Raw genomic sequence first — 23,198 nt, forward strand, 5'->3', positions numbered from 1 at the left:
CCAGCTTACCCATAACTTATCGGAGCTAAAGGTAAATTAGTTAATGTTTTTTTACTTAAAAATTGAAATTCAGCAATTTTTTCAGCAGTTTTCAGCATATTTGTAGCAGCGTCTGTACCTGACCACAGCAGAAGGACACTTGGTTTGGAGCTCTATATCTCTGGTTTGTTAAACAATTGTTATCCTCTCCTGCCCATACCAAAAAGCAATGCCTCAGCTTGGGAGCACAGGCATTGCTTTTTGGTATGGGCATACAGGAAGGAACAGTGCGAGATCGGAAGGTTCGATCAGGAAAACTGGATATCAAATGTCTCGTAACGAGCCTCGTCAAACAGATGCTGCATGCCTTTTAATGGCTTGCCGCAGTCTATGATGGTCAGTCTGCTCAGAGGCAGCTCGCCGGGTTGGAGCTGGGTCAGCATGGTTAGCGGTATCTGCAAGAAATCAAAACAGCTGCATGCTGCGAGTGATATAGGCAGACGAAATTTCGCTTTCTGCATTTGCCTGTATGTCGGCATCAGCCGAAGAGCGATGGTCTGCGGATCGATAGACAAATTCTGGGTCCACCGGGCTCCTGCCGCACCATCCTGGACAAACAGGTGGCAGTCATCCGCACTGCCGATACATCCATATCCTGTACGCTGTATATGAGTATAGGGAGCTGCCAAGCGATTGAACAAGCTGTCCAGCATAAGAAAGCCTCCTTGTATCTACTAATCTTCAGGATGTTCCATCAGATAATAATAAATCAGGCACATATGCATAATGAACTGCTCGTGCGGATCATTCAGGTCTATACCAGTCATTTCGCGTATGCGATCCAGCCGGTATTTGACCGAGTTGCGGTGAATAAACAGCTGACTCGCTGTATCCATCAGACTGCCGCGACTGTCCAGATAAAAGAACAGCGTGCGCAGCAGCTCACTATGATGCTCTTCATCGTACTGCTTGAGCCGTCCCAGCTTGCGATCGAACAGTTCACCAAATCCACGTTCATCGACCGAGCCGCGCAGCAGATGATAAATCTCTACATCCTGATAGGCTGTGAGCGAACCACCACCGCTCAGACGACGCGAGATGGTAAGCGCGCTGCGTGCCTCACTGTATCCATGGTGAATATCCCACAGCCATTTCGGCCGCCCAATACCAGCCCGGTAGCCGTGCAGACGTCCCTCACGATCATTCAGCCAGCCCGCGATAATCGTATCCCACGGAATCTCCTGTTCCCCGTTAACGTCAGCCTGTTCCTGCTCGGCAGGCGGAGTAGGCAGGAACAAAATCGCACGGTTACTGCGGAATTCGATATGAGGACGAACTCCATATTTCTCCGCCTCGATAGCCAGCAGATGGTTCATCCACTCCTCTTCGGGAGCAGTCTGGCCCTCGATCACGACAATCTCCCACTGCTGCGCCGGATTCATGCCTAGCTGACGGCCGCGCTGCTCTACTTCTGACCGCGGTGGAACCGGCGGCGTCATCAGTTCATCGATAAAGTTGCCGCGCAAACGACTCTCTGTATCCTCGATAATCCGGTTGCGCATTAGCTCCAGCGCCAGCACCAGTCGGGACTGCTCGACACCGACCTCTTCCATCGCGTCCAGCTTTTCTTTATCTACGATCAGACGGGCGACACTGCGCCGATCCACATTGATATTCCAGCTGAGTGGATAAGATGCCTGTCTGTAATCCCAACCTGCCGGAGAGGAGACGATAGTCACCCCGGTATTGTCAATAACCGCCACCGGTGCCTTGAGCAGCTCGGATACATGATCATTGACTGCCTGAATACCAATATTCTCCAGTACCATCATGGTGAGTTTGCGGTATACCTCGTCCGAACGCTGCAGGATAGAAGCCTGGCGATCCAGTACCCGTTCCATAACCGCCTGGGTAATCTCGGTATACGGAATATCGGAAGGCAGCTCAATCAGCGGCATGCCGTACTGTTCACTTAGCTGTATCGCCTCGTCTGGTATTTCCTTGAGAAAATGCGCTGGCTTGATCGCAAGCGCGGCTGCACCACCCTTTGACAGAGCTATAATCATGTCCGACAGTCGCTTCGGCTCATCGCGTATAAAATAGGCTGTTGTCATAAGCAGCACATCTTCTCGTATTCCTTCTTCCAAATCGGGCGTCTCCATAATATCGATAAATTGCACGGACCGCTCCAGTCCCCGCTCCCCACTAATCACGCGCGCACGCTGCAGCAGCGGAATCTGCAGCAGCTCGCGCAGTGTAACTCCTGTTGTCTTCATTTTATTTCACCGCCGTTATCGCAGATTCGTACGTTGTGCCTGCCATTTAACCAAGCAGTTCGCCGGCACGCATAATTAGCTGATCATCCAGATATACATCAGGCTGCTTCACCACGATATCAATATGTACGCCAGCCGCTACAGTACCGCCAAATGTATTATTGCTGCCAAAAGCAACATGAATCGTACCGTATACTTTCTCATCTTCCAGCACGATGCCGGTAATGCGTGCTTTGTCATTTGTACCGATACCGAACTCGCCCAGCATACGTCCCTGGTCATCTCCAAGCATACGCAGCAGTTCATCGCCTTTGTCGCCTTCGGCAGCGATCAATCTGCCATCTGCTACCGTCAGCAGCAGCGGACTGTTCAATGCTCCGAGGCCAGCTACCGAACCGTCTGCCAGAATTTGGCCTTCTGCTGTACCTTCCAGCGGTGCAATATACGCTTCACCCGAAGGCAGATTACCGGATTCGCCAGGATTCAGATACAGGCCTGTGCTCGGCACTCCCTCTCTGCTATCAATAGAGAAATTCAGACTGTAGCCATCTTTTTCAATACGTACGCTGGAAGCACGGGTTAGCATCTGTGTTACTTTTTCCGTCAATTCCTTGACCTTGGAATATTCGGCAGTTATTGCTCCGTGGGTGAACATATTCTCCGTAATGCCCGGCATGGTCGCTACGCGTGCACCGGCTGCGGCGGCCTGCTTGCGGGCCGAGGTATGGGTCAGGGAATAACGTGTCACACAGACAGCTACCGAAGCGTTCATCATGGCCATCGCGATAGAAGCCGGTGGTTCTTCACCCGATTTGCTGCGCTCCTGCATGACCATCAGCATGGATTCGGCGCCCAGACGCTTACCCGCTTCATAGAGGGATTCCGCCAGTTCTTTGCGGCTGTCATCGGTTACGACAACCAGGGATTCACCAGGCTGAAGACCCAGACAGTCGGTTAGTACATTTTTGCTGATTTCGATTCGTTGTTCGTTCATTTGTCTCCATCCTTTACGTTCATATTCTCTGCTCTTGTAGGCAGGTTATACATATATTGTTCCATAACTCTCTCCAAAACGCTAATCATTACAATCGTAGAGTCTGTACTTGTTATATTGCCAGTGAAGTTCTACCTCATATTGTAATTTGCTGCACCGGATGACCGGGTTTTCGGTATAATAATGGCTTATTACATATGGAGAGGATGAATTGGTATGAAGCAGGCATTGATCATTATCGATATGCAGGAAATCTTTTTTATGGGAGAAGAGAATGCGCTGTATAACAGGGAACAGCTGATCACCCATGTCAATGAATGGATTGCAGGAGCACGCCATGCCCAGGTACCGATTGTATTTATTCAGCATACCAGCTATACGCCAGGAGAAGAACTCTATGTAGATACGCCTGAATGGCAGATCTGCAGCCAGTTAGCCCGCCAGCCTGAAGATACAGTGATCCGCAAAACGAGCTGGGATTCTTTTTACCAGACCGAACTGCTGGAATGGCTGAAGCAGAATGGGATCGAGCAGCTCATTTTCGCCGGTGCACAGACAGAGTTCTGCCTGGATACGACCATTCGTGCAGCCTATAGCCTCGGCTATCAACGTAATCTGATTGCAATAGATAGCCATAGTACGCTGGATAATAGCATATTAAACGCTCAACAGATTATCCAGCATCATCAACAGGTATGGAATGGAAGATTTGCTAACTTGCAGTCTATAGATATAGCTTTCCATTCCTGATTCGAAATGAACATAATAACTTAATGTAAAATAAACTAACATATATCTTATAATTATATTGTTATCCCTTATATTTCTTGTTAGAATCTCTACAATACATTCTACATATTAGGGGGTCACATAATGAAAAAGGGGTATTTGTTAGTTTATTTAACATTGATATTGAGTTTGTTATCCGCCTGCGGACAGGCACCTGCCCAGGATCCTCCATCTGCAGCTAGCAGCGATTCCGTTGCACCTGCTACACCCAGCGGACCTATCCGATTCGCTACCGATGCTTCTTATGCACCAATGGAATTTATGGATCTGGATCAGGTCAAAGGATTCGATATCGACTTTATCGCAGCCGTTATGAAAGAAGCGGGACTGGAGCATGAAGTGACCAATGTCGGCTGGGATACCATGCTGGAGAGTGTGCGCCAGGGAACCGAATACCAGGCGGGCATTTCATCGGTCTCTATTACCGATGAACGCAAGGACAGCTACGAGTTTTCCCTGCCTTATTTTGAATCGACCAATATTATCATGGTCAAACAGGGTAGTTCCGTAAAATCCGCGCTGGATCTCAAGGATAAAAAAGTCGCAGTACAGAATGGCACTACTGCGGATATTCTGATGTCCGGTATTATGGGTGCGAATAATCCGGGCCTCAGCAAATTCGAAAGCAATGCACTCGCACTGATGGAACTGGACAGCGGCGGAGCAGACGCTGTTGTCGCGGATATCGCGGTGGTACGTGAGTATATCAAAAATAACCCGGACAAAAATCTGGTGAGTATCGCAGACTCCCAGAACTTTGATTCCGAGTATTATGGCATTATCTATCCCAAAGGCAGCGAACTGAAAGCCAAGCTGGACCCGGCTATTCAGAAGGTTATCGACAACGGCACCTATGCCCAGATCTACAAAACATGGTTTGGCGAAGAACCAGATCTGACCAATCTCAAAGCAGCTATGGCCAAAGGCTAAGTTATGCAGGAATTCCGTTTTGATATCATTCTGTATTACCTGCCCATGCTGCTACGGGGAACTCTGCTTACGATCGGGATCTCCATCCTTTCTATTATCCTTGGTTCACTGCTTGGATTGATTGTCGGTTTTGGCAGGATGTCCACCCATGCCTACTTCCGTCTGCCAGCGGCTTGTTATATCAACTTTTTCCGCGGGACACCGCTGCTCGTGCAGATTCTGATTGTACATTTTGGTGTGGTACCGGCGCTGGTCGGCCATACTGATGTGATGATTGCCGCCGTACTATCGATGACGCTCAATTCGGCAGCTTACACGGCCGAGATCTTCAGGGCCGGTATCCAGTCTGTTGAGAAAGGGCAGACCGAAGCTTCGCTGTCGCTGGGTATGACGCATCGCCAGACGATGAGGTATATCATTCTGCCCCAGGCCATCAAGCGGATGGTGCCGGCTTTTGGCAATGAATTTATCGTGCTGATCAAAGACTCTTCCCTGCTCACCGTGATTGCTGCCAAAGAGCTGATGTATTATGCCAATGTGATGCGCGGACAGTATATGCGCATCTGGGAACCGTATCTGACCGCAGCAATCATTTATCTGATCCTTACCTATTCCCTGAGCAAGCTGTTGAACTGGTGGGAGCGACGCATGAACTGAATCAGCCGGACATTTTCTATTCGGGAATTTTCATTAACATGCATGCAAAGGAAGATTCCAGCTGCAGAATATACAAATGGCCTGTAGAGCTCCATCCAAAAAGCCTGCTTATCCACCAGAGGTTCAGACACCTTTGGCAGACAAGCAGGCTTTTTGAGCATTCCAATTCATTCACTTTATTTATTATCGAGACATTAACCGATCAGAACCTTCTCTTCCGGATAACTGTATTTCGGCGGGCGTCTTGTCTGTGCCAGGGCAAATGCCAATGCCAGAGGACCGAGACGTCCGATATACATAGTTACAATGACGATCAGTTTGCCGGCAGGAGAAAGATGAGGAGTGATTCCCATCGAAGATCCCACCGTTCCAAATGCAGAGACGGATTCATAAAAGATCGCAAGGAAAGTGGCGCTGGATCCATGCTCGGTAATCGTCAGCAGAATCGTCAACACACACACAATACCAAATGAAATCATAATAACAGCCAGCGCCCGAAAAGCCATTTCAAAACTGATCTTCCGCTGAAAAGCATGAATCTCTGTCCGTCCGCGCACAACGCTGTATAGACACAGAATTAGAATCGCAAACGTATTGATCTTGATTCCGCCGCCTGTCGATCCACTCGCTGCTCCGATAAACATGAGGATAATAAATACAAACTGGGTCGCTGCCATCAGTCCGGCGATATTAACCGTGTTATAACCCGAGGACCTTGGCATCACGCCCTGGAACAAAGCAGCCCAGATCTTCTCGCTCAGACTGAGCGGACCCAGTGTAGCCGGATTGCTCCACTCTGCTATCAGTACAAAAGCAACACCGAATGCAGTGGCAATCAACGAAGCCGTCAGTACCAGCTTGGTATTAAGCGAGAATCGGCGCCAGCTCCGCTTTTGCAAAATATCGGTTAGTACAATGAATCCCAGTCCACCGATCACAAACAGGGTAATCACGACCGTATTGACTACGGGATCGCCTACATGGGTAGACAGACTGTTCGGATCCAGTGCAAATCCCGCATTGTTAAATGAAGATATCGCATAAAAAGCCCCGTAATACCAAGCGCGCTTCCATCCAAGCTCAGGGGTCCAGTGCAGCGCCAGCGTAATCATGGCTACCGATTCCAGTACAAAGGCAATCAGGAAAATATTCAGCGACAGCTTGACCAATCCCTGCGTCGAAAAGGCATTGGTCGCCTGCTGAATCATCAATCGCTGTTTGAGCCCGATCTGCTTGCCCAGCAGAACAGCAAACAGCACCCCGAATGTCATAAAACCCAGACCACCAATCTGGATCATGACCATAATCACGACCTGTCCAAACAAGGAGAATGCCGTGCCTGTATCAATCACCGCAAGCCCGGTCACACATACCGCCGACGTTGCGGTAAAAAGGGCATTCAACCAGCCTACGGAATGCCCATGTGCACCTGATATGGGCAGACGAAGCAGCAGCGTCCCGATCAGGATCAGCCCTGCAAATCCGAGCGGAATCAGCCGTGCCGGATTGACGAAGCTGTGCATCTGCTGATTCATCCGATAAGGGCCCTTGTTCCTTCCGAATCCTAGCATGTTTTAGTTATTCATCCTCTCAATGAAACGGGCAGCCGCCTCCATCCTGCGATCCGGTCTCGCTCCGCTCATATTTTTTATCCTGATAAAAGAAGTTCGGCGTCACTGTCCGGTTGGGATACGGACGATGGAAAATATGCGTGGTTGCCGGAGACATGGGTGGAATCAGCCATACCCAGTTCCCGGTCACTTCACGTCCGGCTGCCGCTTCGCGTTCTTCGAATTTCTGAAATTGGGAAGCAGCCGTATGATGATCGACAATACTCACTCCCGCCTGCTTGTAGGAATGTAGTACTGCAGCATTCAATTCCACGAGTGCACGATCCTGCCACAGCGTCGATTTGCTGATGGTATCCAGCCCCATAAGACGAGCCATCACTGGCAGCAGATTATACCGATGTTCATCGGCAAAATTACGGGCACCGATCTCCGTACCCATATACCATCCGTTAAACGGCGCAGCCGTGTATTGAATCCCGCCGATATCAAGCCGCATCTCGGACACAATGGGAACAGCATACCATTTCAGCCCAAGCTCTGTAAATTCCGGATAATCCGGATGGATCATGGGCACTTCCAGCACATCCTGCAGCGGAATCTCATACCACCGGGGAGCACCGTTATTCTCACTTATAACCAGCGGCAGCACATCAAAATCAGTTCCTGCTCCCTGCCAGCCCAGATGCTGACAGAACCTTGTAAAGGAAAGGGATGAAGAATCCCCCTTTACACCATCTTCAGTCTCATAACCTGCATATCGGATCAATTGATGATTCCAGATACGTGTCTCTCGTCCTTCGGCATCATGCGGACGGAAAATTGTGATCGTCGGACGGATCTTGCCACCATTGGTCGCATACCGTATATGCTCCAACAGTTCGGCTGCGATCTGGTCGGTACCTTCCGCCTGCCGGGCATCCCGTACATCCAGATGATCCCAGAACAACCGGCCAATACAGCGATTGCTGTTGCGCCAGGCCATTTTGGCACCATGACTGAGTTCTTCCAGCGTATGGGTATAGATCCCCTGACGCTCAATTTCTTCATGTATTTCTTCTATCCGGGCTGCGATTCGTTCTTCACTATGACCCAGCTCCTGATAACATACACGGATAAAGGATTCTGCTTCCTGAACAAGCGGATAGGTTACCGCCATATTGTCCACCTCATTATTTTATGAATTTCACATATCGGGCTATGCCACTCTGCTTCTATTATTCACATACGGATAAATAACTCTTACGGATGTAAGCCACCGGACATTCAATTTCGACTTTTATACGAACTTACTTAATACTAGCGTCTACCCATTATACGTGAACCGAAAGTGATCTGGCAGTAACCGGGACAAACTGTCACAAAATCAGCATATAAAAAGCCTGCCGGGTAGGATAGCTTCTACTCGGCAGGCTGGTATGGGGAATGTATAGGAGCAGTACGTTCAAGATGGGGTATGAACCGTACTGCTATCACAATTGCAATTGTTTTTAATAAAAGGTTCTGATAAATCCAGTAAATCCTCGCGGGATTAGCGGCCCAGGTAAGCGTTAAGCATCCAAGCAGCTTTTTCTACTTCACCGCGAATACCTGTCAGCAGGTCAGCTGTTGGTTGATCCGCCAGCTCTTCAGCCAGTGTGATGGCTTCGCTCATCTCACCGGACAGTGTAGCAAAGTCTTCTACCACCGAAGTTACCATCTGGGTAGCGGATTCGCTGCCTGTTGCTTCCAGCAGTGTGGACATCTCCAGCTGTTCCTTGATTGTAGCGACCGGACGTCCACCGATAGCCAGCAGGCGCTCTGCCACATCATCCATATACACGGTTACCTGAGTGTACAGTTCTTCGAATTTGGCATGCAGGGTGTAGAAGTTCTCGCCTTTTACATACCAGTGGAAGTTGTGCAGTTTGGTATACAGTACAGACCAGTTGGCGATTTGAATATTCAGTGCATTGTAGAGGGAATCGATCTGTGTGTTCTCGGATGTATGAGTTTGGTTATTTACAGTTGTCATGGTTAATTCCTCTTTTCTTTATTTTAAATTTAGACTTATTCTAATTCCTGATTTAATAATAACAGATCCTTTTGGATTTGGCTAGTGCTTTTTTATATTTTCATTTTTATTTCTGAAAAGAGGATCTGTCCGCTTACAAATCAGCTGTAAGCTGCCAGCGGTGCGAGCCAAACCATGCCGGTCCCGCGATACACGTTAACCAGTCCTTCACCGGACGCAGCTGAACCAAGCCGGGTCTTGCCGGAGCGCTCTACCGTAAAGTTCAGCGAATTCGACCACATCATCGCAAAGTTGCCATCTACCTTGAGTTCATCATTTTGCAACTCGACGACAACGGCCTCTTCGGATGGAATCGGCGCTTCGAGTGCGATAACCCCCTTGCCGCTCGCGCTCATATTGAACAGCCCTTCTCCGCCGAGTACGGCCGAGGACAGATTACTGCGCGCTGTCACGCCGATTCGCAGGGATGTCTCACAGGCCAGGAACAGCCCATCTTCAATAACAACTTCATCATTATCTACATCGATCAGCCAGATATACTTGTATGTAGGCTCCAGCAGAATCGTCCCTGTTCCTTTATAGAGAGGCTTGATCGCTCCTGTACCACTCGCTGCCCCGCCAAAAAAGCTTCGTACCGCTCCGCCGGCATCCTTGATCCCTGTGGTCATCTCCATCCGGCCGACCGTGTACTGCATGGCGCCTGCTTTCATCATAATCTCGCTGTTGTTCAGTTCGATCATTAGCTGCTTGCGATGCATATTGCTATGGGACATATAATATTGCGCCGTAGCGTCCATCACCGAGGTTGTACTCAGATCCTTTATATATTCCAGAACGGTAAAGCTACCGAGCTTTTCCTTGATTACCGTATTGCTGTTATCCGTCAGATTATTAATTACAAATGCCATATCCAATCACTCCTTTGAGATAATAAGATATCCACAATAGATATCCGTAAACACAACTGCAACAAAATGATCAAACACCTATTTCTAATATTAACGGAAGTATATTCATAAGCAATGCCGGGAATTTTGAAATTTATTCCTTTTTGTCACAAATAAATTAATCGACAGCTTTCGACCCCATTCCTATTATAAAGTAACCTCCAGATTCAATGTAAGCGATTCCTTTTGCTGAATAACTTACCTGTCCTAGTGCTTTCAGTTCATCACCCGGTCCGGCAGACCAAAATTCCGGTCTGTCAACGGACAGATGGCAAATTGACTGCCACCTACTTTTTCTCATACTATGGTAGAAGCGTGGTTTGCTCTTCGCAAACCGAACATCATGTTGGCCATAAAATCCATCTTGTTGTAAACCAAGCCAGGTATTTGCCATCCATGCAAATACACATCCAAAGGAGGTCCATTCGTGGATATTATTTCAGCCATTATTATGGGTATTATTGAAGGGCTCACCGAGTTCCTTCCCGTGTCCAGTACAGGTCATATGATCCTGACCGCTTTTCTGCTGGGACTGGACGAGAACTCCGAGCAGGTCAAATCATTTGAAATTGTCGTACAACTTGGTGCCGTACTCGCCGTTGTCGTTCTGTACTGGCGCAAATTTATCGATATCCTGATGACGATTCCCGATCTGTTCCGCGGCCGTCTCAAACAGGACAATCGCCCGGGTGCTCCCCATCGTCTCAATATCTTACATATCGCACTAGCCATGCTGCCGGCTGTTGTAGTGGGACTGCTGCTGCATGATATGATCAAAAAGTATCTATTCGGCCCGCAGACGGTTGTCTACAGCCTCGTGGTCGGCGGCCTGCTGATGATCTATGCCGAGTGGCGCAAAGGCCGCAGTGCCGGCAATATGACGGTCGATGATATTACGTACAAGCAGGCTTTTGGTATCGGTCTGTTCCAGTGTCTGGCACTGTGGCCGGGCTTCTCCCGTTCGGGATCGACGATCTCCGGTGGTATCCTGCTCGGCGTATCCCACGTCGCTGCAGCTGAATTTACCTTCCTTGTCTCCGTACCGGTCATGTTCGGTGCTACAGGCTATGACCTGTACAAGAGTGCCGAATTCCTGAGCATGGACGACTTTGGATTCTTCGCTGCCGGATTTATCACTGCATTTATCGTAGCGATGATCGCAATCAAAACGTTCCTGAGCCTGCTCAAACGCCTTTCTCTGACTGTATTTGCCGTCTACCGTTTTGTACTGGCAATTATATTCTTTATCCTGCTGGCAAGATAATTTGCCGAACTGCTAAAAATGGCATCTGCTGCTCTTGCGGCGATGCCATTTTTCATTTTACCGCCTATTGGATTAAAAAGAACATTGGTTTTTGAAACGATATCCTGTAGAATACGTATAACTTTAATTAATGTCATTTTTGTGCCTGAGCGGCATAGAGATTACGATAATGGACGGTCTAACCGTCCCGACAAATGGGAGATGCTACTTGGATAATTTACCTTCACGAAGGCGGCAGATGAGTGCACTGCTCTTTAGCCTGGTCATGCTGCTGTTCTGTCTGCCGTTTCAATCGACAGACGAGACAGACTATGACTTTGCCGTAACAAACGGTATCAATCCGTGCAATATGTCATTCGGAACGGCACGTTATGCCTGTAATACAGATGACGGCAATCCTTTGCCCAATCTGCCGGCGATAATGTCGTTAACTGCCCTTTTTGCGGGTATGACACGGATTGTAGCAATAGACCGCACTCATCTGCTTTCCTCTATACCCCTTCTGCTTAAGCGTCTGCTTCTGGCTGCGCTCAAGTACCGGTCCAATTATATGGATGATGTGCCCGTGCGCTATTCATAGCGAATCATACGGTCGTAACGAAGCCGTCCTATGGCGGCAGTTTATCCTAACTCAAATTGTATCGGTGCGCACAGCGCACGAAGGGAGAGAATTTTTTTGTCAGACGGTAGTATAAATATAGGTCTTAATCTGACCTTGTTCGTTATTTTGATTATTTTCACGGCGTTTTTCGTTGTAGTGGAATTTGCTATTGTAAAGGTACGTCCGAGCCGGATCGATCAGCTCATGGCCGAGGGTAACAAAAAAGCCCGCTCGGCCAGAGAAGTAATCTCCAATCTGGATGCCTATCTGTCTACATGTCAACTGGGTATTACAATCACTGCACTCGGCCTCGGTATGCTCGGGGAGCCAACGGTTGAAGCGGTACTGGAACCGGTCTTCCATGATCTGAATGTGCCTGCGGCATTGTCACATATCCTGTCGTATGCCATTGCATTGATCCTGGTTACCTATTTCCACGTGGTTGTCGGTGAATTGACGCCGAAAACCGTCGCCCTGCGCAAAGCCGAACTTGTTACCTTGTATACAGCGCGCCCAATTATTATTTTCAACCGTATCATGTACCCGTTCATCTGGCTGCTGAACGGATCCGCGAATGCTCTATGTCGCGTGATTGGTCTGAAACCTGCCAGCGAGAATGAAGAAGCCCACTCAGAAGAGGAACTTCAGATCATTCTGAACGAGAGTTATGAGAGCGGCAAGATCAACCAGAGCGAATTTGGCTATGTCAGCCGTATCTTTGCTTTTGACGAGATGATTGCCAAGGAACTGATGGTACCGCGTACTGATATGGTCTGTCTGTTCACCGACAAATCGCCTGCAGAGAATCGCGAGATTATCCGCAGAGAACAGTACACCCGTTTTCCGGTTGCCGAAGGCAGCAAGGATAATATTGTCGGTATGATCAACACCAAGCAGTTCTTCCTCGCTGCCGAAGAGCAGGCGAATCTGCATGTAGCTTCCCTGATCCATCCGGTGATGTCGGTATCTGAGACCATTCCGGTCAAGGATCTGTTGAAACGGATGCAGCTGGAAGGTACGCATATTGCCATTCTGGTCGATGAGTACGGCGGAACATCGGGTATGATCACAATCGAGGATATTCTGGAAGAAATCGTCGGCGAGATCCGCGACGAATTCGATGCAGACGAAGAAGACGAGATTCAGCGCATTGACGAGAATCATCTGATTGTGGATGGTAAAGTATTTATCAACCGGGTCAATGATATTCTGAATATCGAGCTGGACGATGAAGAACTCGATACGATCGGCGGCTGGTTATACGGACAGCGTCCGGATCTTCCGGCTGGTGCCGTGTACGAATTCGAGAACCTGAGTATTCGTGTTCTGCGTCGTGGTGTACGTCGTTACCGCAAATTGGAGATCACTCGTCATCCGGTGACTTCCGAAAACGAGATCAACGAAGAGAATGAATAACAACCATGATACCAGCTGGTAACTGATCGCAGGATCGGTAGCCTGTTGGTATCGATGGTATCGAATAGAATACAACAAAACAGCCGCTTCCCGGTTTTCGGTGAAGCGGCTGTTTTGTTTTTATCGTGTGAAAATATTAGAAGGCGCCTACTTGTCGAGATTCCCATGTACTGACCCTGCATCGCATCAGGCTGTGTATAACTGCGTGTCCATACATGTATCATTTCTTAATGGATACTGCCGGTCGGCAGCATGTTCGGCTGTTCGCCGCGCATCAGACTTCCCCACTGCACATACAGCTGACGGGCCTGCCCGCTCTCTAGCAGGGCTTTGGCATCATACACACCCTGCTCGATTGAATCGGCCCGACCAGCCAGATAGAGGCGATAAGCGCTGTTCAGCAGCACCTGGTGAATAAAAGCCCGATCGGCCGTGCCGGTCAGCACCTGCTCGGTCACCCTGATCTGCTCCGCCGCTGTCCAGTCCATCTCCGGTACCGACATATCGAGAAAGTAGGCTTCGGGATCAATAATCTCCAGTTGGGATTCCCCATTCTCCACCCGATACGTACGAGTTGGACGATCAATAAACAGATCCTCCGATCCTTCCGGACCCTGGACGATAAAAGCCCGTTCATAATCCAGGCGCAGCAGCAGCTTGGACATCCGCTCAAAAAAAGTATTATGAAAAACGCCATAAACCAGATAAGGCGCCTGACTGTAATTCATCAATTTCTCTGCCGTATTGAGCACGGTACGCACGCCAATCTCTTCGCGCAGCACCCGCAGATCGCCAAGCGGCGGACACCACTGCTCGGCTGCAACAAATAACAACCCGGTCTCACCAGCCGCATGTAGCGCCTGATCACGGGTAAGTTGATCGGTATCGACGCCCATCTCGCGTAGCAGTACCGGCAGGGTGACTCCCCATTTGGGCGGCAGCGGCTCACTGCCATGCAGCGTAACCGGCACTCCTGCCGCTGCCAATACAAATGACGTAGCAAATCCGGCAATAAAGGATTTGAGTCGTCCATCATATGGTCCTGCGCAATCCAGACCGCCTCTGCGAAGAGGAGTGCGTCTGGACAGCTGACGGCATACATCTACAAAAGCCTGCAATTCGTCGACATTTTCTATTTTCATGCGTTCTGCCATAAAGAAGGCACCGATCTGTACATCGGAGGCCTGTCTGTTCATTATCATACTGGCAACATGCAGCGACTCTTCGTAATTCAGATCACGGGAACCGCGCTTGCCGCGCCCGACTTCCTTGATTATCTCGGTCATGTTCATGTCAGATTCCTCCTCTTGCTTTACGATTGCAGCAGCTGATGGGCTTTGACAATCGCTGTTGCCACGTCGACCATACGTTTGCGTTCGTTCATCGCTTTTTTGCGTAGCAGATCATAGGCTTCTGCTTCGGAAATGTTTTTCATGTCTGCGAGGATACCTTTGGCCATATCAATCCACTTGCGTTCTTCCAGCCGGGATTGGAGCTGCTTGCGCTCACTTGCCCACTGCTGACGCTCCATGCACTGCTTGGCTGCAAAATGCAGGGCCCAATGCAACTCACGGTCACGCATCGAGGGAGTCAGAATGCCATCAATCGCAATCTCGGTCTCGCAGGCTTCTGCAGATGATGAAGCGGTCTGCTGACTGCACCACCACAATAATGGGATCGGCCGGGATTGCGACAGCAGCTTTTCCCATTCGGGGATCTCCTCAATCGGAAGATCCAGTACCGCCGCATCGGCTTCACCGAGCAGTCGGAGTACACGGGCAGAGCTGTCTCCATCTACGACCTGTACCTGATAACCGTTCTCTTCCAGCATCATCTCGGGAAATAGGCCCGATGCCGCCTGATTCGGATCACTTATGATATTTTCCATTCGAATAACGAGTAAGGAACGCATTATACAGATACTCCCTCCTGTCCAGTCTATCTATACAGCAGAAAAGGTTACATGTTATTGAAGAATAAGCTTTTATATGGATAAATTATCGTTTGAAACGAAATGAAATAAATCATTTTCTATTTTTCATGTAAACATAATTAACTTCTAATTTCAAATAAAATTTTTATGTTATTTATATTGACACATAGTTATACATGTCTTATAGTTAGCGCATAAGTAAACGAAAGGATACAACGATGTATCTGATAGGACGGCAATGAAGCCTGTTCCGTTATACTGCATGCTGCGCCATATCTGCGCCTGCCTGCCGTATAACCGGACAGGCTTTTTATTTTTACCGGTTTTATGATCTGTCGTCCGTTCAGTCAGCACGCAGTCGCTTAGCCACAGAAAAGAGATGAATGGAATACCTGGAGGGAGAGATTCGCATGAGAGAGACGAACCAACCGATCAAAAAACTGGTACTGGCAGGCAATGGAATGGCCGGTGTACGCATGCTGGAACATCTGCTCAAACTGGCTCCGCAGACTTATGAAATTACCATTTTCGGTGCAGAACCGCATCCTAACTATAATCGTATTCTACTGTCTTCCGTGCTTGCAGGCGGAGCGGATATGAACGATATCATCATTAATCAGCTGGACTGGTATACCGACAATGCGATTACGCTGCATACCGGTGACCCGATTGTACGAATCGATCCGGCAGCCCGCCGGGTAGTATCCTCCCAAGGCATTACAGCCGAATATGATGAACTGATTCTGGCTACAGGCTCCAGCGCCTTTATCCCGCCGCTGCCGGGTTCGGACAAAGACGGCGTCATCGGCTTCCGGGATATTAGAGATTGCGAGACGATGATGGAGACAGCCCGTACCCACCAAAAGGCTGCTGTCATCGGCGGCGGTCTGCTCGGGTTGGAAGCAGCTCGCGGTCTGCTCAATCTGGGTATGGATGTCACAGTTATTCATATCAATGAACATCTGATGGATCGGCAGCTCGATCGTCCGGCTGGACTGATGCTGCAGCAGGAGCTCGAAGCTCAGGGTATGAAGTTCCTGCTGCAAAAGCGTACCGTCGAACTCACCGGCAAACGCCGGGTACAGGGACTGCGATTCACCGATGGCACATCACTGGAAGCCGATCTGGTCGTCATGGCTGTCGGTATACGTCCCAATATTCAGCTGGCGCAATCTGCCGGACTGAAGATCGGACGCGGTATTATTGTAGATGATTATATGCGCACCAGCGTACCGGGAATCTCCGCTGTCGGCGAATGCGCCGAACACCGCGGCATCGGCTATGGACTGGTGGCCCCGCTGTATGAACAGGGAACCGTACTCGCCAAGCGACTTGCCGGTGTAGAGACACTTCCTTATGAAGGTTCGGTGACTTCCACCAAGCTCAAGGTATCCGGCGTAGATGTATTCTCTGCCGGCGAATTCCAGGATACACCCGAGACACGCTCCCTGCGAATACAGGATGATATCGATGGCATTTACAAAAAGCTCGTGATGCGGGATGGCCGATTGATCGGCGCCGTACTGTTCGGAGACACTTCCGATGGTGCTTCTCTCTTCTCTCTAATCAAAAGCGGTGAATCTGTCAGCGGCAGGGAAAAGGAACTGCTGACCGGACAACCTGCCGCTGGTGCATCAGCAGTATCGCCGCTGCAGCGCCTCGAAGCAATGCCGGATGATGAGATCATCTGCGGCTGTAACGGCGTCAGCAAAGCCACAGTAGCCGATGCGGTACAGAACAAAGGCTGCACCAGTATGAAGTCGCTCAAAGCCTGTACCAAAGCTTCTGCTTCCTGCGGCGGCTGTGCCCCGCTCGTTGAGGGACTGCTGCAGCTGTACGCCGGAGAAAATGCCGGTGCTGCTGTCAAAGAGGGCATCTGCGGCTGTACCTCACTCGATCGGGATGAAGTTGTCTCCGAAATTCAGCGAATGGGACTCAAAACAGTCAAGGAAGTCATGAATGTGCTGGACTGGTCCGAGCCGGAAGGCTGTTCCAAGTGCCGCCCGGCCCTCAACTACTATCTGGGAATGCTGTGGCCGGGTGAATATGAGGATGAAAAAGAATCCCGCTTCACCAACGAACGCTATCATGCCAATATCCAGAAAGACGGAACCTACTCGGTCGTACCCCGCATCTATGGCGGCGTGACTTCACCCGCCGATCTGATGAAAATCGCTGCTGTCGCAGAAAAATACAATGTGCCGCTGGTCAAATTCACCGGTGGACAACGGCTCGATCTGCTGGGTATTCAAAAAGAAGACCTGCCGAAGATCTGGGAAGAGCTGGATATGCCATCCGGTCATGCCTACGGTAAAACACTGCGTACGGTCAAAACCTGCGTCGGAGATACCTTCTGCCGGTTCGGTACCAAGGATGCGATGGGTATGGGCATCAAGCTGGAAAAAGCATTCGAGCGCATGGATGCACCGGCCAAGGTCAAGCTGGCAGTCTCCGGCTGTCCACGCAACTGTGCCGAATCCGGTATCAAGGATGTGGGGATCGTCGCTCTGGATGGCGCATGGGAGCTGTATGTAGGCGGTAACGGCGGCGTGAAGATTCGTGCCGGCGAGTTGCTCTGTACCGTGAAGACGGAAGATGAAGTTATGGAATGGAGCTCTGCCTTCCTCCAGTATTATCGCGAAAGTGCCCGTTGGAATGAGCGTACGGCAGCCTGGGTTGAGCGTGTCGGTCTGGAGCCGATCAAGGTGAAGCTCGCGGATGAAGCGGTTCGCCAGGAACTGGTCAGCCGTCTGGAAGAGACACTGAGTTACACCACCGATCCATGGAAAAAAATTATCGATAATGACAGCCTGCGCAAAAACTTTGAAGACCTGAATGGAGCGGCAGCGCTGAGCGGATCGTCACCGGCAGGCCACTAATTCAGGATATAACTCCAAGGAGGGATCAGCGATGAACAGAATGCAAATCGCCCACATTTCGGATATTGATGTCAAAGGATCACGTACCTTCACCCTGGGAGATACAGAGGTCGCGCTGTTCCGTCTCAGTGACGGCAGTATTCATGCTGTCGAGAATCGCTGCCCCCACAAAGGCGGCAGGCTGTCAGAAGGCATGGTCTGCGGTACAACGGTCCACTGTCCTCTGCATGACTGGAAAATCGAGCTGCGCAGCGGTAGAGTACAGGACCCGGATGAGGGCTGTGTGAATACCTTTCCCACCGAGATTGACGAAAGCAGCGGCTCGATCTATATCACCCTCCCTACGCTGGCAGCCCGCTAGACTACAGCAGTCAGATTGCTTAGATCCACTGCAATGCAGTTCTATATTCAAAAGGAGGCCTGGCGATGAATCGAACTCTGGGAAAAGTAAGTATTGTCGGCGCAGGACCGGGAGATCCGGAGTTAATCACTGTCAAAGCGCTGCGGCGAATCGAGCAGGCTGATGTTATCCTGTACGACCGGCTCGTCAGCGAGGAACTGCTGCAGTACGCACGTCCGGATGCACGGCGCATCTACTGCGGCAAATCTCCCGGTCTGCATCATATGAGCCAGCAGGCAATTCATCGCACACTGCTGCAATATGCTTCGGCCGGTCAGCATGTCGTACGGCTCAAAGGTGGCGACCCGCTTGTATTCGGACGCGGCGGTGAAGAAGCACTTTTTTTGCAGGAGTGGGGAATCGATTATGAGTTTGTCCCCGGTGTTACTGCAGCGATCGGTGCAGCAGCCAGTGCGGATATTCCGCTGACCCACCGTGGTATTGCGACTTCCTTTGCCTGTGTTACAGCCAGTCGGGCGCAGCCGGAGAGCGGCAGCGACACAGGCATGATCGATGCAGCAGGAAATGCAGTACGCTGGGATCTGCTCGCCCAGAGTGTGGATACGCTGGCTATTTATATGGGAGTCAGTCAGCTGCAGCAGATTTGCAGCGAACTGGTTCGTTATGGTCGCCCTTCAGCTACACCGGTTGCCGTTATCGAGAATGGAACGACTTCAGTGCAGCGAGTGCTGACCGGTACACTGGAGGATATAGCTCGGATTGCCGGAGCAGCGCAGCTAGGCAATCCGGCGCTGATTATTGTCGGCGAGGTGGTTCGGATACGGGAACAGCTGCAGCAGATTCAGCAGCAAGCCCGGACGATGATTGGCTGAATACCGAGGATGACTGCTGGGCGAGATAATGCCGGTCTGATTCCAATATGTCATAAAACAGAATGCGAACTTTGCTTCTCAGTACATGCTTACAAAAGAGGATGCCAACTAACTGCCATAAAAAAAGCTGTTCCTTGTGTATCCTGATCGATACGTGTGGAACAGCTTTTTTCAATATTTCTGTATACATAGGAGTTCGACTATTTGCTGCAGCAATCAGTACCGCGCAGGTGCTGCCTTTTGAGCCAGTGCAATCATATAGTCGGAGAAAGCCTGCGGATCGGTATCATAGACCAGATTCACCGGGCGTCCATCTGCCTGTTCTACCGTTCTGCCCTGGGAAGGACCGTCCGGGATCACAATACAGTTGATTGTCTTTTTGCTCACCAGTTCCGGTTTGCCGATCGACAGCGTTGTCAGCACATCCCAGAAATAATAGGTGGAGTTATTCTCTATATGCACGAGCGGTGGACAGCAGGCATAGCAGTTGCCGAGGAAATCGACACCTTCATACCGGCGCTCGGAAGCCCAGCGCTTGCGGATCTTCAGATCCAGCGGTACCTTGATCGTACTCTCCAGAGCAACCAGATCAATCTCGATCCCACTCTGCCAGACGCGATGCGCCGCTTCCGGGTCCCAGAATACATTCCATTCGGCTGTTCCATCATGCTCGGGTTCATCCACATTACCGCGTTCGAATCCGCCGCCCATCCAGACCAATTTTTCGATTTTCTCTTCGATCTCGGGTGCTTCATCCAGCGCACGCGCCAGATCGGTGAGCGGTCCGGTAAATAGAAGCGTCGTCTTGCCTTCGGTCGCCAGCAGCTGACGAATCATATGACGATGAGCCGGCAGGTCGGACAGCGGCGCTTCCATCGTACCGGATTCGTTCAGAATCGGCAGTGCATCTACATAGAAAGTATGCATACGCCAGGCCGGCGGGAATGGATTTTTGCCACGGGAGTTGGACTTGGCCGTCTCCGGTGCATATTGACCAAAACGGTCGATAATTTTGCGGCTGGCATCAGCTCCCGGTTCCAGATAACCATCAGCCGGAATAACCGAGACACCGGTCAGGCGCACATTATCCATTTGCAGCAGCATAAACAGCGATACCAGATCATCCACACCGGCATCATGATTAAAGTATACGGATTGAATCTGTGACATATTGTTCTATTCCCCCAGTTTTCATACTGATTGACGAAACGATTCTGCATCATACCGGACCAAGGAGCGCTTTTATCCATATAAGCGCTCTCTTTTATCCATCTTTTTATGTCTGGTACAGGATCGCTTCGTCTCTGCCTTGCTTTCTCCTATTATGGGGGATATTATACAGAATCGCCAGAGTCAGTTCCCTGATTCGCTGCTGTAGATACTGGTTTACCAGGTTGAAACCGGCTGTTCTCCAACCAGAAAAGTCAGCTTGCCCGGCAATACCCCCAGCTCTGCAGGCGTCTCCAGATAAATCTCTCCATCGGTATCCGCAGGCATCGGCTGCAATGTGCGGATCGTGAGGCGGCTCGTCTGGATATATTCGATCGTACTGCTCTCCGGACTCCATTCTCCCGGCGTTTTGCGGCTGAGCAGTTCGCGTAGCAGCGGCAGTCCTGCTTCACGGATAATGAGTACATCCAGCAGCCCATCCTCCAGCGATTCCTCATGAAACGGCAGCGGATTGGTACCCAGATAACGTCCGTTGGCTGCATAGATCATAACCGCTTCACCGGCGATTTCTCCTCCGTCATGGCTCATTTCAAACTGAAACGGCTCTGCGGTACGGACCGTCTGCAGGGTGCTCAGGAAATAGCCCAATTTGCCAAAAGTACCTTTGATATCCGAATTGATATTTTGTGACGTCTCGGAGATCAGACCGATCCCGTAGAAGTTGGTAAAATAATGTCCGTTCGCCGTGCCGATATCCAGCGTACGGGTACACCGTTCGTTCAGCACCTCTGCTGCCCGTGGCAGCTGCTGCGGCATCCAGAGCGTTCTGGAAAAGTCATTGCATGTTCCGCCTGGCAGTACCCCGATTACCGGTGGTGATTCCAGCACAGCCAATCCGTTTACACATTCATGTACCGTACCATCTCCGCCCAGAATATAGAGTACATCATACTGCTCACCCTCTTCGCGGCAGATTCGCTCGGCTTCGCCTGGCTCGCTCGTGCGTCGTACACTTAGTTCCGGCAATTCCGTCGACAGAATACCCAGTACATCTCCGACTTGGGTGCTATCTACCGAACCTGCATTACCGTTATAGATAAATAAGCCTCTTGTATACATCGTATATTCCTCCTGTCTCTCCTATTAAATAGCAAAGTTGTAAAACCATTTTTATAAATCGTAAACGATTTCAAGACATTTCTGTATATTTTCATTGATTGGGTGAGATATAATAGGAATTAGTCATGAAATTCGCCTTTTTTGCGAAAAATTGATTAAATTTTGCTTTTTATTGGGCTTGCAGCTTTTTTTATGATATAATTTATATAGGTAGCTTATCATTCTTAATTTGAGATAAGTAAATATTGTTGAATAGTTCGATACAGCCGCTATCGGGTCTACAGTATATTTACGTATATTACAGGGGTGTTCAAACATCTGAACTGTATTTACTTTATTCCTGTATCTTGGCCCGGCCTGCGACCCGCATGGTGATCAGCAGGAATGCTATTGCAGCGCTTATGGAATTAATCAACAATCCTGCCTACATTACTGGAGAGAGAGGATTGCGTATGCCAAGAAAACACCGTAAGCTTAGCTTTGCCCAATTGCTCGCCAAGTTCATTTTTATTACTACAGGTGCCGTGCTGATGGCAGTTGCCCTGGAGATTTTCCTGATTCCGAACAGTGTAATTGATGGCGGAATCACGGGTATTTCGATTATTTTATCAGAGCTGTCTTCGATTCAGCTCGGTATATTCATCTTTGTTATTAACGTGCCTTTCCTGGTTATCGGCTACAAGCAGATCGGGAAGACCTTTGCTTTTTCTACCTTATACGGGATTGCTGTGATGTCCTTCATGACTGCTTATCTGCACCATGTGCCGGCCCTCACCGATGACAAGATGCTCGCCAGCATGTTCGGCGGCGTTATCCTCGGCTTCGGGATTGGACTCGTCATCCGGTTCGGCGGCTCGCTCGATGGAACCGAGATCGTGGCTATCCTATTATCCAAGAAGTTCCACATGCCGGTCGGTCAGATCGTTATGATTATCAACGTATTTATCTTTGCTGCTGCCGGATTCGTGTTTGGTTGGGATTCTGCAATGTTCTCCATTTTCACCTATTATATTGCAGCCAAGGTCATGGATATTGTCGTCGAAGGTCTGGAAGAATCCAAATCGGTCACGATCATCTCCCAGGAGTACGAAGAAATCTCCCAGGCGATCATGGACCGTCTCGGACGCAACACTACTTTTATGTATGCCAAAGGCGGTTATTCCAAGGAAGACACCCAGGTCATCTACTGCGTCGTCAGCCGTCTGGAACTCGCCAAACTGCGCAACATTGTACATGATGTAGATCCAACAGCCTTCCTCGCGGTAGAACATGTGAGTGAAGTTATCGGCGGGAATTTCGAGAAGAAGAGTATTCACTAATCACATCATCTCTGCCCTATCTTTATAGCAAAAGCCCCCTTGATATCGTATCAGGGGGCTTTTTTGGCATCCAATCAGTGAAAGCTGGTTAACTTTCTGCTATTTTATCG

At 49.7% G+C, this 23,198-nt stretch carries 22 protein-coding genes; 10 read left to right on the plus strand and 12 right to left on the minus strand.

The genetic code is table 11. The annotated features are described in order from the left end of the window. Nucleotides 1–287 precede the first annotated feature (287 nt). Genes H065_RS0100815 through H065_RS0100825 form a run of 3 tightly spaced genes read right to left on the minus strand, consistent with a single transcriptional unit; the run spans nucleotide 288 to nucleotide 3,249 of the window. On the minus strand, nucleotides 288–692 hold the full coding sequence (locus tag H065_RS0100815; RefSeq protein ID WP_017811099.1) for a hypothetical protein: 405 nt from the start codon (nucleotides 690–692) through the stop codon (nucleotides 288–290). A gap of 21 nt (nucleotides 693–713) precedes the next feature. After that, entirely contained in the window at nucleotides 714–2,255 is a 1,542-nt protein-coding gene (locus tag H065_RS0100820) for a PucR family transcriptional regulator (protein ID WP_017811100.1), read from the minus strand. 46 nt (nucleotides 2,256–2,301) lie between these two features. Next, complete coding sequence (locus H065_RS0100825) at nucleotides 2,302–3,249, minus strand: aminopeptidase (RefSeq protein WP_017811101.1); 948 nt, start codon at nucleotides 3,247–3,249, stop codon at nucleotides 2,302–2,304. A gap of 216 nt (nucleotides 3,250–3,465) precedes the next feature. Here H065_RS0100825 and H065_RS0100830 point away from each other — a divergent pair, with 216 nt between their 5' ends. From H065_RS0100830 to H065_RS0100840, 3 genes are all read left to right on the plus strand, one after another. Continuing rightward, nucleotides 3,466–3,999: a cysteine hydrolase family protein gene (locus H065_RS0100830; RefSeq protein ID WP_017811102.1), complete on the plus strand. Its 534-nt coding sequence runs from the start codon at nucleotides 3,466–3,468 to the stop codon at nucleotides 3,997–3,999. 123 nt (nucleotides 4,000–4,122) lie between these two features. Next, nucleotides 4,123–4,968: a basic amino acid ABC transporter substrate-binding protein gene (locus tag H065_RS0100835; RefSeq protein ID WP_017811103.1), complete on the plus strand. Its 846-nt coding sequence runs from the start codon at nucleotides 4,123–4,125 to the stop codon at nucleotides 4,966–4,968. 3 nt (nucleotides 4,969–4,971) lie between these two features. After that, a complete protein-coding gene (locus tag H065_RS0100840; RefSeq protein WP_017811104.1) occupies nucleotides 4,972–5,625 on the plus strand; it encodes an amino acid ABC transporter permease in 654 nt (217 codons plus the stop codon). 194 nt (nucleotides 5,626–5,819) lie between these two features. Here H065_RS0100840 and H065_RS0100845 read toward each other — a convergent pair whose 3' ends face one another. From H065_RS0100845 to H065_RS28090, 5 genes are all read right to left on the minus strand, one after another. Then, complete coding sequence (locus H065_RS0100845; RefSeq protein WP_026135966.1) at nucleotides 5,820–7,160, minus strand: TrkH family potassium uptake protein; 1,341 nt, start codon at nucleotides 7,158–7,160, stop codon at nucleotides 5,820–5,822. A 55-nt stretch (nucleotides 7,161–7,215) separates the two neighbouring features. Next, complete coding sequence (locus H065_RS0100850; RefSeq protein WP_017811106.1) at nucleotides 7,216–8,352, minus strand: nitric oxide synthase oxygenase; 1,137 nt, start codon at nucleotides 8,350–8,352, stop codon at nucleotides 7,216–7,218. 372 nt (nucleotides 8,353–8,724) lie between these two features. Beyond that, complete coding sequence (locus tag H065_RS0100855; RefSeq protein WP_017811107.1) at nucleotides 8,725–9,207, minus strand: Dps family protein; 483 nt, start codon at nucleotides 9,205–9,207, stop codon at nucleotides 8,725–8,727. A 140-nt stretch (nucleotides 9,208–9,347) separates the two neighbouring features. Continuing rightward, complete coding sequence (locus H065_RS0100860) at nucleotides 9,348–10,115, minus strand: AIM24 family protein (protein WP_017811108.1); 768 nt, start codon at nucleotides 10,113–10,115, stop codon at nucleotides 9,348–9,350. 157 nt (nucleotides 10,116–10,272) lie between these two features. Continuing rightward, the gene (locus H065_RS28090; protein WP_017811109.1) at nucleotides 10,273–10,548 is read right to left on the minus strand and encodes a hypothetical protein; all 276 of its coding nucleotides are present in this window, start codon (nucleotides 10,546–10,548) and stop codon (nucleotides 10,273–10,275) included. Nucleotides 10,549–10,581: 33 nt separating this feature from the next. On the opposite strand from H065_RS28090, the gene bacA reads away from it, so the two are divergent. From bacA to H065_RS0100880, 3 genes are all read left to right on the plus strand, one after another. Beyond that, nucleotides 10,582–11,418, plus strand: coding sequence for an undecaprenyl-diphosphate phosphatase (gene bacA, locus H065_RS0100870; RefSeq protein WP_017811110.1), 837 nt, complete (start codon nucleotides 10,582–10,584; stop codon nucleotides 11,416–11,418). Between the two features lie 208 nt (nucleotides 11,419–11,626). Further along, a complete protein-coding gene (locus H065_RS0100875; RefSeq protein WP_152425765.1) occupies nucleotides 11,627–11,998 on the plus strand; it encodes a hypothetical protein in 372 nt (123 codons plus the stop codon). 96 nt (nucleotides 11,999–12,094) lie between these two features. Next, complete coding sequence (locus tag H065_RS0100880; RefSeq protein WP_017811112.1) at nucleotides 12,095–13,435, plus strand: hemolysin family protein; 1,341 nt, start codon at nucleotides 12,095–12,097, stop codon at nucleotides 13,433–13,435. Between the two features lie 227 nt (nucleotides 13,436–13,662). Here the strand turns inward: H065_RS0100880 and H065_RS0100885 are convergent, their stop codons facing one another. Then, nucleotides 13,663–14,727: an anthranilate phosphoribosyltransferase gene (locus H065_RS0100885; protein ID WP_017811113.1), complete on the minus strand. Its 1,065-nt coding sequence runs from the start codon at nucleotides 14,725–14,727 to the stop codon at nucleotides 13,663–13,665. A 20-nt stretch (nucleotides 14,728–14,747) separates the two neighbouring features. Further along, nucleotides 14,748–15,347 carry an ANTAR domain-containing response regulator gene (locus H065_RS0100890; protein ID WP_017811114.1) on the minus strand — a complete coding sequence of 200 codons (600 nt, stop codon included), beginning with the start codon at nucleotides 15,345–15,347 and terminating at the stop codon, nucleotides 14,748–14,750. A 431-nt stretch (nucleotides 15,348–15,778) separates the two neighbouring features. Here H065_RS0100890 and nirB point away from each other — a divergent pair, with 431 nt between their 5' ends. The 3 genes from nirB to cobA all read left to right on the plus strand — a co-directional run bounded on the left by nirB (nucleotide 15,779) and on the right by cobA (nucleotide 19,480). Next, entirely contained in the window at nucleotides 15,779–18,247 is a 2,469-nt protein-coding gene (gene nirB, locus H065_RS24870; RefSeq protein WP_017811115.1) for a nitrite reductase large subunit NirB, read from the plus strand. Between the two features lie 31 nt (nucleotides 18,248–18,278). Beyond that, nucleotides 18,279–18,608 (plus strand): nitrite reductase small subunit NirD, encoded by a 330-nt coding sequence (nirD, locus tag H065_RS0100900; protein ID WP_017811116.1) that lies wholly within the window; start codon nucleotides 18,279–18,281, stop codon nucleotides 18,606–18,608. A 65-nt stretch (nucleotides 18,609–18,673) separates the two neighbouring features. Then, nucleotides 18,674–19,480 (plus strand): uroporphyrinogen-III C-methyltransferase, encoded by an 807-nt coding sequence (cobA, locus tag H065_RS0100905; protein WP_017811117.1) that lies wholly within the window; start codon nucleotides 18,674–18,676, stop codon nucleotides 19,478–19,480. Between the two features lie 216 nt (nucleotides 19,481–19,696). Here the strand turns inward: cobA and H065_RS0100910 are convergent, their stop codons facing one another. Further along, a complete protein-coding gene (locus H065_RS0100910) occupies nucleotides 19,697–20,650 on the minus strand; it encodes a nucleoside hydrolase (protein ID WP_017811118.1) in 954 nt (317 codons plus the stop codon). A 216-nt stretch (nucleotides 20,651–20,866) separates the two neighbouring features. Further along, nucleotides 20,867–21,769, minus strand: coding sequence for a diacylglycerol/lipid kinase family protein (locus H065_RS0100915; protein ID WP_017811119.1), 903 nt, complete (start codon nucleotides 21,767–21,769; stop codon nucleotides 20,867–20,869). A 452-nt stretch (nucleotides 21,770–22,221) separates the two neighbouring features. Between H065_RS0100915 and H065_RS0100920 the strand changes: the two genes are divergently transcribed. Continuing rightward, entirely contained in the window at nucleotides 22,222–23,088 is an 867-nt protein-coding gene (locus H065_RS0100920; RefSeq protein ID WP_026135968.1) for a YitT family protein, read from the plus strand. Nucleotides 23,089–23,198 lie beyond the last annotated feature (110 nt).

The organism is Paenibacillus shenyangensis (genome assembly GCF_000346635.1).
GTDB classification, from domain to species: Bacteria; Bacillota; Bacilli; order Paenibacillales; family Paenibacillaceae; genus Saccharibacillus; species Saccharibacillus dauci.